This is a genomic window from Pseudomonas sp. 43mfcvi1.1 (assembly GCF_900115935.1).
GTDB classification, from domain to species: domain Bacteria; phylum Pseudomonadota; class Gammaproteobacteria; order Pseudomonadales; family Pseudomonadaceae; genus Aquipseudomonas; species Aquipseudomonas bijieensis.
Genome location: NZ_UETT01000003.1, coordinates 213,801 through 229,614 on the forward strand (window position 1 = coordinate 213,801; position 15,814 = coordinate 229,614).

The window sequence follows — 15,814 nt, forward strand, 5'->3', positions numbered from 1 at the left end:
AATATCCTTAAAAAGCAACGACCAGCGGGTTGGAAGCTTTCGGTGGGAGCGAGCTTGCTCGCGATAGCGGTGGATCAGATTGAGATGATGTTGACGGGGCTGCCGTCATCGCGAGCAAGCTCACTCACAGGAGGTCTGGGTGAGCTTGCTCGTGACAGCGGTGCAAGACGCTTCAGCGGAACCGATCGACCTCTTGGCGCAGGTCCTGGGCCAGTTTTTCCAGTTCCTTGGCGGTGAGTGCCAGGTTCGAGACCACTTGCCGCTGTTCGCTGTTGGCCATGGCGATGCTTTGCAGGTTACTGCTGAGCAAGGTCGCAGTACTGCTTTGTTCCTGGGTGGCGGTGGTAATCGCGGCAAATTGCTGGCCGGCCGAGCGACTTTGCTCGTCGATGCGCGCCAGGGCCGAGGCCACGTTGGCGTTGCGCGACAGGCCTTCCTGCATCAACAGGTTGCCCTGCTCCATCGTGCTGATGGCATTGCCGGTTTCCTGCTGGATGCTGTTAATCATGCTGGAAATTTCGTCGGTGGCCTGGCGGGTGCGAGATGCCAGGCTGCGGACTTCATCGGCCACCACGGCAAAACCACGGCCCTGCTCGCCTGCGCGGGCGGCTTCGATGGCGGCGTTCAAGGCCAGCAGGTTGGTCTGCTCGGCGATCGAGGTGATAACGCCAACGATACCGCCGATTTCCTGCGAACGCTGGCCCAAGGTATTGATGACCGTGGCGGTGCTGTTCAGCGCACCGGCGATCTGTTCCAGGGACGACGACGCTTCATCCATAGAGGTCCGGCCAATGCGGGTTTGCTGGGCGTTTTCCTGGGCCAGGCGCTCGGTGTTGCCCATGTTGTCAGCAATGTTCAATGAGGTCGCACTGAACTCTTCCACCGCGCCGGCCATGCTGGTGATTTCGCCGGACTGCTGCTCCATGCCTTCATACGCCCCACTGGACAATCCGGACAGCGCCTGGGCGCGGCTGTTGACCTCCTGGGAGGCCTTGCGGATGTGCTCGACCATGGTCGACAAGGCCTGGCTCATCTGGTTGAAGGCACGGGCCAACTGACCGATCTCATCATGACTCGACACATTCAAGCGCACGCTCAGGTCGCCAGCACCCAAGGCTTCGGCCTGGCGAACCAGATCGCCGAGCGGCGCCAGTTTGCTACGCAACAGCCACATCGCCGAGCCCACCGCCAACAACATCGCCAGCAGGCTGCCAATGGCCAGCTGAGTACCGACGCTCCAGGTCACGGCGCGAATCTCGGCTTTCGGCATGCTCGCCACCACCGCCCACGGCCCGCCCTCGAACGGTACGGCAACGCTGTAGAAATCTTCGGCGGTATCGGTCCAGAACGCCCCCTTGCCCGGTTTCTTGACCAGCCCAACGATGGTCGCGCTCGCCTGGTCCAGCGCCTGCACGCCGGCCGGCGGCACCAGCCATTTGTTCTGTTCATCCAGCAAGGCCAGCGAACCGGTCTGGCCGATGCGGAAGCGCTTGAGGTTCTCGAACTGCGCATTCTGCGCGTCGGTGTAGTCGAAGCCTACGTACAACACGGCAATGATCTTGCCGCTGCTGTCGCGTACGGGCGTGTACTGCGACATGTAGAAGCGTCCGAAAAGCAGGGCTCGACCGATGTAGCTCTGCCCGCTGATCACCGGACCGTAGGCAGGGCCGGCACGGTCGAGCACGGTACCGATGGCCCGCGTACCGTCCTGCTTGCTGACTGAGGTACTGACGCGGATGAAATCGTCGCCGCTGCGCACGAAAACCGTGGCAACCCCGGCGGTCATCGCTTTGAAGTCATCCACTTCCTTGAAGTTGTTGTTCAACACTTCGCCGCCCAGGCTCAAGCCGGGGGTTTGTACGCCCGCCACCGTCACCGGCTGGTCCGGATGCACGCTCAGGCCGGCGCTGAAGCGCTTTTCGAACAGGCCGGCCAACCGTTGAGTACTCTCGCGCAAGGTGCTGTGGAACGTATTGAGCTGATCGGCCATCAGACGCGCTTCGCTGGCCAGGTGCTCTTCACGGGTGGCGAGGTTGGCAGTGTCCAGCGAACGCAGGGCGAAAACGGTACTGCCGGAGATCACGATCGCCAATATCACAGCGAGGGCAAGGCCTAGCTGTGAGGCGATCCGGGCACGGGGTTGAGACATGACGGCTCCTGGCCGAGAGACCGGATCATCCTGATCACGCTCGCACGCTCGGCATTCTATTCGGGTGAGGTGAAAGTTGGCCCTTTCTGCACGAAGGTTCCATGCTCACGGATTCGGCGGCAAAGCCAAATACTTGAGCGGTTCGCAAGGATTAATGCCAAGCGGCTATCACGCCAACTACAACGTTTCAGCCCAGGCGCTCGACGTCGGGTAATTGCATGGCCTTTACTTCACCCTGAAGGAAGTCGCTGAGCCGGCGCAAACGTTCACCACCCGGACGGGTTTTTGGCCAGACCAAGTAATAGTGTTCACCGCTGGCGACTGCGGTCGGCCATGGCAAGCTCAGGCGCCCCTGGGCGACATCCTCGGCCACCATCAGCAGGTCGCCCATGGAAACACCATAGCCGCGTGCCGCCGCGATCATGCCCAGCTCCAGGGTATCGAACACCTGTCCCCCCTTGAGCGAAACCTTGTCGGACAGGCCCATGCGTTGCAGCCAGTTGCGCCAGTCCCGGCGATCCGGCGTGGGGTGCAGCAATTCAGCGCTGGCCAACCGCGCCACATCCCAGGGCTGGTCATTCAACAGGTTCGGCGCGCCCACCGGGATCAACTCCTCGGGAAACAGCAAACTGGCCTCCCAGTCCGCGGGAAAGTGCCCGTTGCCCAGCAATACGGCGCAATCGAAGGGCTCGACGTTGAAGTCCACCGAGTCGATGTCCATCCAGGCACTGGTCAGCTGCACCTCGTTGCCGGGCTGCAAATGCCGGAAGCGACTCAGGCGCGCCAACAACCAGCGCATGGTCAGTGTGGAAGGCGCTTTCATGCGCAGGATGCCATCCTCGCCATGCAAGGTATGACAGGCCCGCTCCAGCGCCATGAAGCCCTCACGTACCCCCGGCAACAGCAACCGCGCCGCCTCGGTCAGTTGCAGGTTGCGCCCGCTGCGCTGGAACAGCCGGCAGGCAAAGTGATCTTCCAGCGTGCGAATGTGCCGGCTGACCGCGCTCTGGGTGATCGACAGCTCTTCAGCGGCCCGAGTGAACGAGCTGTAGCGCGCCGCGGCTTCGAATGCCCGCAGCGCATAAAGAGGCGGAAGACGACGAGACATCGCAAAAGCTCCATGGCGTTGTTTGCCAACCCTACCAGAAACCCATCCAGCATGAGTTTTAATCATGCCAGCGATCTTTTTTATCCTTTTGTGCAATCGGCCGAGAGCGCCGAGAATCGTCGCTTTACTGCCTTGTTTGAACATGGAGCGTGATGATCATGCGGCATCCTGTGCGTACCGAACTCTGGGCCATCCTGCGGCTGGCGGGGCCGTTGATTGCCTCACAGTTGGCGCACATGCTGATGGTGCTCACCGACACCGTGATGATGGCGCGCCTGAGCCCCGAAGCCCTGGCCGGCGGCGGGCTCGGGGCGGCCACCTATTCGTTCGTGTCGATCTTCTGCATTGGCGTGATCGCCGCGGTGGGCACCCTGGTCGCGATCCGCCAGGGCGCGGGCGATGTCGAAGGCGCGACCCGGCTGACCCAGGCCGGGCTGTGGCTGGCCTGGCTGATGGCGCTGATGGCCGGGTTGCTGCTGTGGAACCTCAAGCCCGTACTGCTGATGTTCGGCCAGACCGAAACCAACGTACTCTCCGCCGGACAGTTCCTGCTGGCGCTGCCGTTCGCCCTGCCCGGCTATCTGAGCTTCATGGCCCTGCGCGGCTTCACCAGCGCCATTGGCCGAGCCACACCGGTCATGGTGATCAGCCTCGGCGGCACGGTGGCCAACTTCCTGCTCAACTACGCGCTCATCACCGGCATGTTCGGCCTGCCGAAACTCGGCTTGATGGGGATCGGCCTGGTCACGGCCATCGTCGCCAACTGCATGGCCCTGGCACTGGCCTGGCACATCCATCGGCACCCGGCCTACCGTGCCTACCCCCTGCTCGACGGCCTGTCGCGGCCCAATCGCCAATACCTCAAGGAACTGTGGCGCCTGGGCCTGCCGATTGGCGGCACGTACGCGGTGGAAGTCGGGCTGTTTGCGTTCGCCGCGCTGTGCATGGGCACCATGGGCAGCACACCGTTGGCCGCCCACCAGATCGCCCTGCAAATCGTCTCGGTGGCGTTCATGGTGCCGGCGGGGATGTCCTACGCCATCACCATGCGCATCGGTCAGCACTACGGTGCCGGGCAGTTGCTGATGGCGCGCCTGGCCGGTCGGGTCGGGATCGGCTTTGGCGCGGCGGCCATGCTGGCGTTCGCCATGGTGTTCTGGTTGCTGCCCCATCAATTGGTCGGCCTGTTCCTGGACCACGACGACCCGGCGTTCCGCGACGTGATCAACCTGGCCGTAAGCCTGCTGGCGGTGGCGGCATGGTTCGAGCTGTTCGACGGCACGCAAACCATTGCCATGGGCTGCATTCGTGGACTGAAGGACGCCAAGACCACCTTCCTGGTGGGCCTGGGATGCTATTGGCTGATTGGCGCGCCGGCGGCGTGGTGGATGGCGTTTCACCTCAACAGGGGGCCGACCGGCGTCTGGTGGGGCCTGGCCCTGGGGCTGGCCTGCGCGGCCGTGAGCCTGACAGCGGCGTTTGAATGGAAAATGAAACGGATGATTCGCAGTGAGCCTGGGCAGCAACGTTTCGAGGTCGTTCAGACTGAATGAGCATCCCTTGTGGGAGCGAGCCTGCTCGCGATGGCGATGTGTCAGTCAATATAGCTGCCGACTGGTCTACCGCTATCGCGAGCAGGCTCGCTCCCACAGGAATTTGTATTAGCTCATTTCCAGTGTGGACTGCTGATTGCCATCGAATGTCAGGTATTCAACCAATTCAGGCAGCGGCAACGGCTTGCTGATCAAAAAGCCCTGTACCTGGTCGCAACCAAAGCCGCGCAGCAGGTCCAGTTGCTCCCGGGTTTCCACACCTTCAGCCACCACCTCCAGGTTGAGGTTGTGGGCCAGGTTGATCATGGCGTGCACCAGCTTGCGATTCTCTTCGCGCTGCTCCATGCCGCCGACGAAGCTCTTGTCGATCTTGAGCAAGGCGATGGGCAGGCTGTTGAGGTGCACGAACGAGGAGAACCCGGTGCCGAAGTCGTCCAGGGAGAAGCGCACCCCCAGGCGGCCCAGGGCATCCATGGTCTGCTTGACCAGCTCGCTGCGGCGCATGACGGCGGTTTCGGTGAGTTCGAATTCCAGCCATTGCGCCTCGACCCCCCGTTCGGCAATCAGTCGGCTCAGGGTCGGCAGCAACTGGCTGTCCTGGAACTGCCGGAACGACAGGTTGACTGCCATGTGCAACGGCGCCAGCCCCCGTTCGCGCAGGGCCTGCATGTCCCGCAGCGCCCGGGAAATCACCCAGTAGCCCAGTGGCACGATCAGGCCGCTCTGTTCGGCCAGCGGCACGAACTCACTCGGTGGCAACAATCCGCGTTCGCCATGACGCCAGCGCACCAACGCTTCGAGGCCGACAATGTGGCCGCCATCGAGGTTCAGCCGTGGCTGGTAATGCAGCTCCAACTCGTCACGGCGCAGTGCCCGGCGCAGTTCGCTTTCCAGGTCGGCGAGGCTGCGGGCGTTGCGGTTGATGCGCTCGTTGAAGATATGAAAGGTGCAGCCCTGGGTGCTCTTGGCCTGCTGCATGGCGATGTGGGCGTGCCACATCAGCGGATCGGCGCCGGCCTGGGCACGAGCGTGGGCAACGCCCAGGCTGCAACCGATCAGCAGGCTTTCACCGTCCACCCAATAGGGCTCGGCCAAGGCTTCGGTAATGCGCTCGGCCATCCACTCGGCCCGTTGTGGCGCGCGGCGGGTGTCGATCAGCAGGGCGAATTCATCGCTGCCCAAGCGCGCCAATTGATCGCCGGCCTCGAGCGAGCTCTTGAGTCGCGACACCACTTGCAGGATCAAGCGATCACCGGCCTGATGGCCAAGGGCGTCGTTGGCGTGACGGAAGTTGTCCAGGTCCAGGTGACCGAGGGCCAGGCCCCGGCCATCGTTTTCCGCCAGACGTGCCGCCAGCAGCGTCTGGAAACCCTGGCGATTGGCAATGCCCGTCAACGGGTCCTGTTCGGCAAGGCGCTGCAAGGTGTTTTCCAGCACGCCACGTTCGCGCACATGGCGCAGGCAACGACGCAGGGTCGCGGTGTCGAGGGCATCACGCACCAACCAGTCGCTGACGCCGTCGGGGGCCAGCGCCGGTTCGTGCTCAAGCAACAGGATAGTGGGCAGGCTGCAACGGCCCGGCGCCGGTTGTAACGCCGCAACGGTCAGCAGTACCGCGTTGCGGTTATCTTCGAACAGGCTGCTGACTGACTCCCAGCTCGGGGCGCTGATCAACACGACCGAGGGCCCCATGGGCGCCAGGCACTCGCGCAATATTGCTGACCACGCAGGCTCTTGGGCCAATAACAGCAAACGCAAGGGTTCGACAGGCGTTGACAAGCTGACTCCCTAGACTCTGCAAGGTGGTAGGCGCCGGGCATTATGACGCGCCGATGGGCAATGACCAATGCCAATGGTTCTCAAACACGCGCTTTCGGTGGTTTTTTCCACTCGAAATCCTGTGCTGGACGCAATTGGCCCCACATCCTGCGTGAAAGTAGCAGAAGCGGCAAATGACAATGCGGTGTGCGTCACAAGTCGGACAGAGCAGCACAATTCTCTGAGCCTGTTAAAATGCCGGCCCATTTCGCAAACGAATCCCTGACTCTGTCATGTCCCGACTCAATCCCCGGCAGCAAGAAGCCGTGAACTATGTCGGCGGCCCTCTTTTGGTGCTCGCCGGCGCAGGCTCCGGCAAGACCAGCGTAATCACCCGCAAGATCGCGCACCTGATCCAGAATTGTGGCATCCGCGCCCAGTACATCGTCGCCATGACCTTCACCAACAAGGCCGCCCGGGAAATGAAGGAGCGGGTCGGCGGCCTGCTGCGCGCCGGTGAGGGCCGTGGCTTGACGGTTTGTACCTTCCACAACCTGGGCCTGAACATCATCCGCAAGGAACACGCGCGACTGGGCTACAAACCGGGCTTCTCGATTTTCGACGAGACCGATGTCAAGGCCCTGATGACCGACATCATGCAGAAGGAATACTCGGGCGACGACGGCGTGGACGAGATCAAGAACATGATCGGCGCCTGGAAAAACGACCTGATCCTGCCGCCAGAAGCCCTGGAAAACGCCCGCAACCCCAAGGAGCAGACCGCCGCCATCGTCTACACCCACTACCAGCGCACGCTCAAGGCGTTCAACGCGGTGGATTTCGACGACCTGATCCTGTTGCCGGTCAAGCTGTTCCAGGACCACGCCGACATCCTCGAAAAATGGCAGAACAAGGTCCGCTACCTGCTGGTGGACGAATACCAGGACACCAACGCCAGCCAGTACCTGCTGGTGAAGCTACTGATCGGCAAACGCAACCAGTTCACCGTGGTAGGCGACGACGACCAGTCGATCTATGCCTGGCGCGGCGCGCGGCCGGAAAACCTGATGCTGCTCAAGGAAGACTATCCATCGCTCAAAGTGGTGATGCTGGAGCAGAACTACCGCTCCACCAGCCGCATCCTGCGCTGTGCCAACGTGCTGATTTCCAACAACCCCCACGAGTTCGAAAAGCAACTGTGGAGCGAAATGGGCCACGGTGACGAGATCCGCGTGATCCGTTGCCGCAACGAAGACGCCGAAGCCGAGCGCGTGGCCATGGAAATCCTCAGCCTGCACCTGCGCACCGACCGGCCGTACAGCGATTTTGCGATCCTGTATCGCGGCAACTACCAGGCCAAGCTGATCGAGCTGAAGCTGCAGCATCACCAGATCCCTTATCGCCTGTCGGGGGGCAACAGCTTTTTCGGACGCCAGGAAGTGAAGGACCTGATGGCCTACTTCCGCCTGATCGTGAACCCGGACGACGACAACGCCTTCCTGCGGGTCATCAACGTGCCGCGCCGGGAAATCGGTTCGACCACCCTGGAAAAGCTCGGTAACTACGCCACCGAGCGCAAGATCTCGATGTACGCCGCCACCGACGAAATCGGCCTGGGCGAGCATCTGGACAGCCGCTTCACCGATCGCCTGGCGCGCTTCAAGCGCTTCATGGACAAGGTCCGCGAGCAGTGCGCCGGGGAAGATCCGATCTCGGCACTGCGCAGCATGGTGATGGACATCGACTACGAGAACTGGCTGCGCACCAACAGCTCCAGCGACAAGGCTGCCGATTACCGCATGGGTAACGTCTGGTTCCTGATCGAGGCTTTGAAGAACACCCTGGAAAAAGACGAAGACGGCGACATGACGGTCGAGGACGCCATCGGCAAACTCGTACTGCGGGACATGCTCGAGCGCCAGCAGGAAGAGGAAGACGGCGCCGAAGGCGTGCAAATGATGACGCTGCACGCCTCCAAGGGCCTGGAGTTCCCCTATGTGTTCATCATGGGCATGGAAGAGGAGATCCTGCCACACCGCTCCAGCATCGAGGCCGACACCATCGAAGAAGAACGGCGCCTGGCCTACGTCGGGATTACCCGGGCGCGCCAGACACTGGCCTTCACCTTCGCCGCCAAGCGCAAGCAATACGGCGAAGTGATCGACTGCGCCCCGAGCCGCTTTCTCGATGAACTGCCGCCGGACGACCTGGCCTGGGAAGGCAACGACGACACGCCGACGGAAGTCAAAGTCGTGCGCGGCAACAGCGCCCTGGCGGATATACGCGCGATGTTAAAGCGCTAGAATCGACTATTTTTTCCACCACGCTTTTTACCCAATCCAGACGCTGAAGACGTCACCAGAGGAGGCTTCATGGAAGCCCTGCACCAGAAAATTCGCGAGCAAGGCATCGTGCTTTCCGACCAGGTTCTGAAAGTCGACGCGTTCCTCAACCACCAGATCGACCCGCAGTTGATGAAGCTGATCGGCGATGAATTCGCGGCGCTGTTCAAGGACTCGGGCATCACCAAGATCGTCACCATCGAAGCCTCGGGCATTGCCCCGGCGATCATGACCGGGCTGAACCTCGGCGTGCCGGTGATCTTCGCTCGCAAGCAACAGTCCCTGACCCTGACGGAGAACCTGCTGTCGGCCACCGTGTATTCGTTCACCAAGAAAACCGAAAGCACCGTCGCCATCAGCCCGCGCCACCTGACCAGCAGCGACCGGGTGTTGATCATCGATGACTTCCTCGCCAACGGCAAAGCCTCCCAGGCGCTGATCTCCATCATCAAACAGGCCGGCGCCACCGTCGCAGGGCTGGGGATCGTGATCGAGAAGTCGTTCCAGGGGGGGCGCGCGGAACTGGATGCCCAGGGCTATCGCGTCGAATCGTTGGCCCGGGTGAAGTCCCTGGCGGACGGCGTCGTAACCTTCATCGAATAACCTTGTGGGAGCGAGCCTGCTCGCGATAGCGATTTGTCTGTCACATCAATGTGCCTGACAGACCGCTATCGCGAGCAGGCTCGCTCCCACAGTGGAATGTGCGCACCGTTAAGGCGCGGTGGCCTTGAGCCCGGCAAGCAACAACCGCTGGAACAACTCCTCCTTCAGTCCTTCGGGATTGGTCAGCTGCATCCGCTCCAGATGCCCGGCAAACTCCCAGGGCTGCGGCGCATCCAGCGCCGCCTTGCCCAACTCCAGAATCTCGGTGAGCTTGAACTTGCTCTTGAGCCAGTTCAGCGCCCGCAACAGGTCCCGCTCTATGGCGTCGAAATCACACCCGAGCGGGTACTCCGGGAATAGATTCGGGTGCCGCGCCTGGATGGCCTGTAAACGTTCCGAGGTGTTGTCCGCGAATCGTGGGTCGAGACGGAAATCCTTCGGCAACTTGCCGGCTTTTTGCGCCTGTTCGATCAATCCCGGCTGGAAACGTGAATCGCTGATGTTCAGTAGCGCCTCGATCACCGCGGCATCGGTCTTGCCCCGCAGGTCGGCAATGCCGTACTCGGTCACCACAATGTCGCGCAGGTGCCGGGGAATCGTGCAATGGCCGTACTCCCAGACGATGTTCGAGCTGATCTCGCCTCCGGCCTCACGCCAACTGCGAAGGAGCAGGATCGAACGCCCGCCCTCCAGCGCATGACCCTGGGCGACGAAGTTGTACTGCCCGCCCACGCCGCTGAGCACCCGCCCATCTTCCAACTGATCGGCCACCCCGGCCCCCAGCAGGGTCATGGTGAAGACCGTGTTGATGAAACGGGCATCGAGGCGCTGCAGGCGCTTGAGTTGCTCCTGGCCATACAACTCGTTGATGTAACTGATGCGGGTCATGTTGAATTCGAGACGACGGCTTTGCGGCAACTCGCGCAGACGGTCGTAAAAACTTTGCGGGCCGAGGAAGAATCCGCCGTGTATGCAGATGCCGTCAGGTTGCGCCGCCTCGTCCAGGGTCCCGGCGTTGGCCCGTTCCTGGGTCGGTTCGTCGGGGTAGACCTTGCGCCGGATGATCCCGGCCTCGGCCAGTACCAGCAAACCGTTGACGAACATTTCGCTGCAACCGTACAGCCCTTTGGCAAACGGCTCGACGCCGCCCTCGCGCTCGATCAGTTGCGCCCACTGGCTAAGGTTCAGGTCCGCCAGCAACGCCTGGTAACCAGCGTTATCGGCCTGGCGCGCCAGCAGGGCCGCCGTCAATGCATCACCCATGGAGCCGATGCCGATCTGCAGCGTTCCGCCGTCGCGCACCAGGGTACTGGCGTGCAGGCCGATCAGATGATCCTGGAAGCCCACCGGCATGTTCGGTGTAGAGAACAATGTGTGATTGTCCTTCTCGTCGATCAGCAGGTCGAAAGTGTCGATGCCGACTTCCGCGTCGCCCGGCATGTAGGGCAAATCGTTATGTACCTGGCCGACCAGGAGGATGGTCTCCCCGGCCGCCCGGCGCTTGGCGATCATCGGCAGCAGATCCAGGGTGATGTCCGGGTTGCAGCTCAGGCTCAGGCGATCCGGGTGCTGTGGGTCGCTCGCCAGCAACTGCGCCACCAGGTTCAAGCCGGCCGCGTTGATGTCCCGGGCCGCGTGGCTGTAGTTGCTGCTGACGTAGTTCTGCTGGGCCGACGCGCTGTGCAACAGGCTGCCGGGCTGCATGAAGAACTGCTCGACCCGTATATTGGCCGGCAGGCTGTCGTGGTGCAGGTCGGCCAGGTAATCCAGTTCGGGGTAATCACCGAAGACCCGTTCGATAAAGGGTTCGAGGAAGCGTTTCTGCAACCCATCGCCCAGGTTCGGCCGGCCCAGGCTCAGGGCGGTATAGATGGTCAGCTGTCGCTCGGGCAGTTGTGCGATGCGCCGGTACAACGCGTTGGCGAACAGGTTGGGTTTGCCCAGCCCCAGGGGCATGCCGAGGTGAATATGCGCGGGCAGGCGCTCGAGCACGTCATCCACCGCCTGTTCGATTGAACACAACTGCACCATCGGACCCTCCTGGACATTCCATGAATGTGGGTTGGACCGAGCTTGCCGCGTCTTGGTTGCGATGAACAGCCCTGGCAAAACAGCGGACGCAAAAAAGCCGCTCGTAAGCGGCTTTTTTGTGAAGGATGTCGGCGTATTACAGGCCAGACATCTCTTTGATGGCGCCCTTGAGGTCGTCATCCGAGCAATCGGCGCAGGTGCCTTTTGGCGGCATGGAGTTAATGCCGGTGATGGCCTTGGCCAGGATGCCGTCGAGACCGCCCTGGTGATCGGCGCGCTCTTTCCAGGCAGCCTTGTCACCGATTTTCGGCGCACCCAGCAGGCCCGTGCCATGGCAAGCGTTGCAGTGTTTCGCAATCACATCAGCCGGCTTCTTGGCACCACCCGCGCCGCCAGCGGCAGTGGCAACTTCCATGCCCTTGCATTCTTTCCCCTGAACGCAGACCTGGCCGACCGGTTCAAGGCGCTTGGCGATTTCGTCGGTGGTCGCCGCTTGGGCACTGACTGCCCATAGGGCCAATACGGTTGCTGGTGCAGCCAGCATTTTCATAATTAGGTTCACGCGTACACCCTCAATGGTGGCTAGTCACGCCTGCGGCCACGGTTTGCAGGCGGGCGCAAGTATAGCGGTAAGCCCGTCACACTGAAACAACCCCAAAGTCGTAAGGGTCTTGTTTGCAATGTCGGCACATTCTCCGTGTGCCTTTGCCCGGCGGGCCTGGCGCCCTTTTTCTAGAAATTGGCCGGTGTGGCTGCGCTGATCAGTCGCGCCGGCACATCGAACGGATTACGGAAACGGTGGGGCTTGGTGCTTTCGAAATAGTAGCTGTCGCCAGCTTCGAGTACGAAGGTCTCGACACCGACCACCAGCTCCAGCCGCCCTTCCACCAGGATCCCGGTTTCCTCGCCCTCATGGGTGAGCATCTCTTCGCCGGTGTCGGCGCCCGGCGGATAGATTTCGTTGAGGAAGGCAATCGCCCGGCTCGGGTGTGCCCTGCCCACCAGCTTCATGGTCACGGCGCCGTCGGAGATGTCGATCAGTTCGTTGGCTTTGTAGACGATCTGGGTCGGTTTCTCCTGAAGGATTTCTTCGGAGAAAAACTCGACCATGGACATGGGAATCCCGCCAAGGACCTTACGCAGCGAGCTGATCGAGGGGCTGACGCTGTTCTTCTCGATCATCGAAATAGTGCTGTTGGTGACGCCCGCGCGCTTGGCGAGTTCACGCTGGGAAAGGCCTTTGAGTTTACGAATGGCTTGCAGTCGTTCACCGACGTCCAATGCTGGAGCCTCCAGGGAATCAGGTTGTGTGGAAAGTGAGCGTTATCATGGCGACAGCGTTCAGTATTTACAACACTTTGACCCGAATCCTGTGCGGTGAAGCGACTTTCGGTAGCGCGCGCCGTGCGTCAATGCCCGGAATAGAGCCGTGGCACCCGCCGCAGGTTGCAGAAAATCTGATAGGGAATCGTGTCGGCGGCCTTGGCGACGTCACTGGCGAGGATGTTCTTGCCCCACAACTCCACAGTCGAGCCGAGCCCGGCCTGGGGGATATGGGTCAAGTCGACAGCCAGCATGTCCATCGACACCCGCCCGACCAACTGGCTGCGCTGCCCCTCCACCAGCACCGGAGTACCGGTGGGGGCTTGGCGTGGGTAGCCGTCGGCATAGCCCATGGCGACCACGCCAACCCGGGTCGGTTGCGTGGTCACAAAACGGGCACCATAGCCCACCGGTTCGCCGGCGGGCAATTCGCGCACACTAATGATCTTCGACTCCAGGGTCATCACCGGTTGCAGGCGCGAGGCGACGGCATTGGGCTCGTCAAAGGGTGTGGCACCGTAGAGCATGATGCCCGGGCGCACCCAGTCGCTGGGGATCTGCGGCCAACCCAATACCGCCGGTGAGTTGCGCAGGCTGATCTGCGCCACCAGGCCCTGGCGGGCTTTGTCGAATATCGCCAGTTGCTCGGTACTGCTGGGATCGTGCAGCTCATCGGCACGGGCGAAGTGGCTCATCAAGACAATCTTCGCCACCTTGCCACTGGCAAGCAGACGACGGTAGGCGGCCTGGTAGTCCGCCGGATGCAGGCCAACCCGGTGCATGCCCGAATCGAGCTTGAGCCAGACAGTGATCGGCTGGCTCAGCGCGGCTTTTTCAATCGCTTCGAGCTGCCACAACGAATGCACCACGCACCAGAAATCGTGCTCGACGATCAGCGGCAGTTCATCGGCTTCGAAGAACCCTTCCAGCAGCAGGATCGACCCACGGATCCCGGCGGCTCGCAGTTCCAGGGCTTCTTCGATGCAGGCCACGGCGAACCCGTCCGCCGTTTCCTGCAGCGCCTCGGCGCAACGCACCGCACCGTGCCCGTAGGCGTCGGCCTTGATCACCGCCAAGGCCTTGGCCCCGGTGACTTCGCGGGCCAATTGGTAATTGTGACGCAGGGCTTGAAGGTCGATCAGGGCACGGGCTGGACGCATGGCGGCAGACTTCTAGGCGGTCATTGAATAAAAAACCGGCGCCGGCTGACAGCATAACCACCAACAGCGCCGGGAGAGGGATCGTTTGGCCGGTATTACGGCAGCGCAGCCACGACGGACAGCTCCACCAGAATCTCCGGCTCGCACAGCTTGGCTTGCACCGTGGCGCGGGCCGGGGCGACGCCTTTGGGCAACCATTTGTCCCAGACGGCGTTCATGCCTTCGAAGTGCGCCTCGATGTCTTTCAGGTAGATCGTCACCGACAACAGACGGTTCTTGTCGGTCCCGGCCAAGTCCAGCAAGCGCTCGATGTTGGCCAGGGTCTCACGGGTCTGCTGCTCGATACCGGCGCTCATGTCGTCGCCGACCTGCCCCGCCAGGTAAACGGTGCCGTTGTGCACGACAACCTGGCTCATGCGGTCATTGGTGAGCTGGCGCTGGATTGACATGTTTTGCAGACTCCTGGTGTTTGCTGCCATAACGGGAAATATCGAGGCCTTCGGCGCTGATCTGCGGTTTTTTCTTCGCCATCAGGTCGGCCAACAGGCGACCGGAACCACAGGCCATGGTCCACCCGAGGGTGCCGTGACCAGTGTTCAGGAACAGATTCTTGAAGGGCGTGGCACCCACGATCGGCGTGCCGTCCGGGGTGGTCGGGCGCAGGCCGGTCCAGAAACTCGCCTCGGCCAGATTGCCGCCCTGAGGATAAAGGTCGTTGACGATCATCTCCAGGGTTTCGCGCCGACGCGGGTTGAGAGACAGGTCAAAACCGGCGATTTCCGCCATGCCGCCCACCCGAATGCGGTTGTCGAACCGGGTGATCGCGACCTTGTAGGTTTCGTCGAGGATGGTCGAAGTCGGCGCCATCGCCGGATTGGTGATCGGCACGGTCAGGGAGTAACCCTTGAGCGGATACACCGGTGCGCGGATCCCGAGGGGCTTGAGCAGTTGCGGCGAATAGCTGCCCAGGGCGAGCACATAGCGGTCGGCGGTTTCCAGCTTGCCGTCGATCCAGACACCGTTGATGCGGTCACCGGCGAAGTCCAGGCGCTGGATATCCTGGCCGAAGCGAAATTGCACACCCAGCTTCGTCGCCATTTCCGCCAGGCGCGTGGTGAACATCTGGCAATCGCCAGTCTGGTCGTTGGGCAGGCGCAAGGCGCCAGCCAGGATGTCGGTGACATTGGCCAGGGCCGGTTCGACCCGGGCGATGCCCGCACGGTCGAGCACTTCGAACGGTACGCCGGACTCTTTCAACACCGCGATGTCTTTCGCCGCGCCATCGAGCTGGGCCTGGGTGCGGAACAACTGTGTAGTCCCCAGGCTGCGGCCTTCGTAGGCAATGCCGGTTTCGGCGCGCAGCTCGTCCAGGCAATCACGGCTGTACTCGGACAGGCGCACCATGCGCTCCTTGTTGATGGCATAGCGGCTGGCGGTGCAATTGCGCAGCATCTGTGCCATCCACAGGTATTGGTCAATGTCGGCAGTGGCCTTGATCGCCAGCGGCGCATGGCGCTGCAGCAGCCATTTGATGGCCTTGAGCGGTACGCCCGGCGCGGCCCACGGCGAGGCATACCCCGGCGACACCTGGCCGGCATTGGCGAAACTGGTTTCCATCGCAGGCGCTGGCTGACGGTCGACCACCACCACTTCGAATCCGGCCCGGGCCAGATAGTAAGCACTGACGGTACCGATGACGCCGCTACCCAATACCAGAACGCGCATGTTGATGCCCTCATCGCGGATAACCGCTGACGTTTGTTGTACATAGCTCAGATGGGCGCAGT

Annotated in this window: 12 protein-coding genes and 1 pseudogene; 3 read left to right on the forward strand and 10 right to left on the reverse strand. The window is 62.0% G+C overall.

All coding sequences use genetic code 11. The features are described from left to right. Positions 1 to 172 precede the first annotated feature (172 nt). The 3 genes and pseudogenes from DTP52_RS31540 to DTP52_RS07110 all read right to left on the reverse strand — a co-directional run bounded on the left by DTP52_RS31540 (position 173) and on the right by DTP52_RS07110 (position 3,257). Positions 173 to 1,033 (reverse strand): methyl-accepting chemotaxis protein, encoded by an 861-nt coding sequence (locus DTP52_RS31540; protein ID WP_370873841.1) that lies wholly within the window; start codon positions 1,031 to 1,033, stop codon positions 173 to 175. 42 nt (positions 1,034 to 1,075) lie between these two features. Continuing rightward, positions 1,076 to 2,149 (reverse strand): annotated as a pseudogene (locus DTP52_RS31545) (Cache 3/Cache 2 fusion domain-containing protein); the annotation flags it as partial. Positions 2,150 to 2,336: 187 nt separating this feature from the next. Continuing rightward, positions 2,337 to 3,257, reverse strand: a complete 921-nt coding sequence (locus DTP52_RS07110; RefSeq protein ID WP_109752684.1) for a LysR substrate-binding domain-containing protein — start codon at positions 3,255 to 3,257, stop codon at positions 2,337 to 2,339. A 158-nt stretch (positions 3,258 to 3,415) separates the two neighbouring features. On the opposite strand from DTP52_RS07110, the gene DTP52_RS07115 reads away from it, so the two are divergent. After that, positions 3,416 to 4,810: a NorM family multidrug efflux MATE transporter gene (locus DTP52_RS07115; RefSeq protein WP_109752958.1), complete on the forward strand. Its 1,395-nt coding sequence runs from the start codon at positions 3,416 to 3,418 to the stop codon at positions 4,808 to 4,810. 108 nt (positions 4,811 to 4,918) lie between these two features. On the opposite strand, the gene DTP52_RS07120 is transcribed toward DTP52_RS07115, so the two are convergent. Then, complete coding sequence (locus tag DTP52_RS07120) at positions 4,919 to 6,589, reverse strand: bifunctional diguanylate cyclase/phosphodiesterase (RefSeq protein WP_109752686.1); 1,671 nt, start codon at positions 6,587 to 6,589, stop codon at positions 4,919 to 4,921. 272 nt (positions 6,590 to 6,861) lie between these two features. On the opposite strand from DTP52_RS07120, the gene rep reads away from it, so the two are divergent. Both rep and DTP52_RS07130 read left to right on the forward strand, forming a co-directional pair. Beyond that, positions 6,862 to 8,871 carry a DNA helicase Rep gene (gene rep, locus DTP52_RS07125; protein WP_109752688.1) on the forward strand — a complete coding sequence of 670 codons (2,010 nt, stop codon included), beginning with the start codon at positions 6,862 to 6,864 and terminating at the stop codon, positions 8,869 to 8,871. 69 nt (positions 8,872 to 8,940) lie between these two features. Beyond that, positions 8,941 to 9,513, forward strand: a complete 573-nt coding sequence (locus tag DTP52_RS07130; RefSeq protein WP_109752690.1) for a xanthine phosphoribosyltransferase — start codon at positions 8,941 to 8,943, stop codon at positions 9,511 to 9,513. 108 nt (positions 9,514 to 9,621) lie between these two features. Here DTP52_RS07130 and DTP52_RS07135 read toward each other — a convergent pair whose 3' ends face one another. From DTP52_RS07135 to dadA, 6 genes are all read right to left on the reverse strand, one after another. Then, entirely contained in the window at positions 9,622 to 11,544 is a 1,923-nt protein-coding gene (locus DTP52_RS07135) for an acetyl-CoA hydrolase/transferase C-terminal domain-containing protein (protein WP_109752692.1), read from the reverse strand. A 136-nt stretch (positions 11,545 to 11,680) separates the two neighbouring features. Further along, a complete protein-coding gene (locus tag DTP52_RS07140) occupies positions 11,681 to 12,094 on the reverse strand; it encodes a cytochrome c5 family protein (protein ID WP_003206840.1) in 414 nt (137 codons plus the stop codon). Between the two features lie 182 nt (positions 12,095 to 12,276). Next, on the reverse strand, positions 12,277 to 12,825 hold the full coding sequence (locus DTP52_RS07145; RefSeq protein ID WP_109752694.1) for a cupin domain-containing protein: 549 nt from the start codon (positions 12,823 to 12,825) through the stop codon (positions 12,277 to 12,279). Between the two features lie 128 nt (positions 12,826 to 12,953). Further along, complete coding sequence (gene alr, locus DTP52_RS07150) at positions 12,954 to 14,027, reverse strand: alanine racemase (RefSeq protein WP_109752696.1); 1,074 nt, start codon at positions 14,025 to 14,027, stop codon at positions 12,954 to 12,956. A 95-nt stretch (positions 14,028 to 14,122) separates the two neighbouring features. Continuing rightward, on the reverse strand, positions 14,123 to 14,476 hold the full coding sequence (locus DTP52_RS07155; protein ID WP_109752699.1) for a RidA family protein: 354 nt from the start codon (positions 14,474 to 14,476) through the stop codon (positions 14,123 to 14,125). Continuing rightward, the gene (gene dadA / locus DTP52_RS07160) at positions 14,448 to 15,752 is read right to left on the reverse strand and encodes a D-amino acid dehydrogenase (protein ID WP_109752701.1); all 1,305 of its coding nucleotides are present in this window, start codon (positions 15,750 to 15,752) and stop codon (positions 14,448 to 14,450) included. Before dadA ends, DTP52_RS07155 begins: the two co-directional genes overlap by 29 nt. Positions 15,753 to 15,814 lie beyond the last annotated feature (62 nt).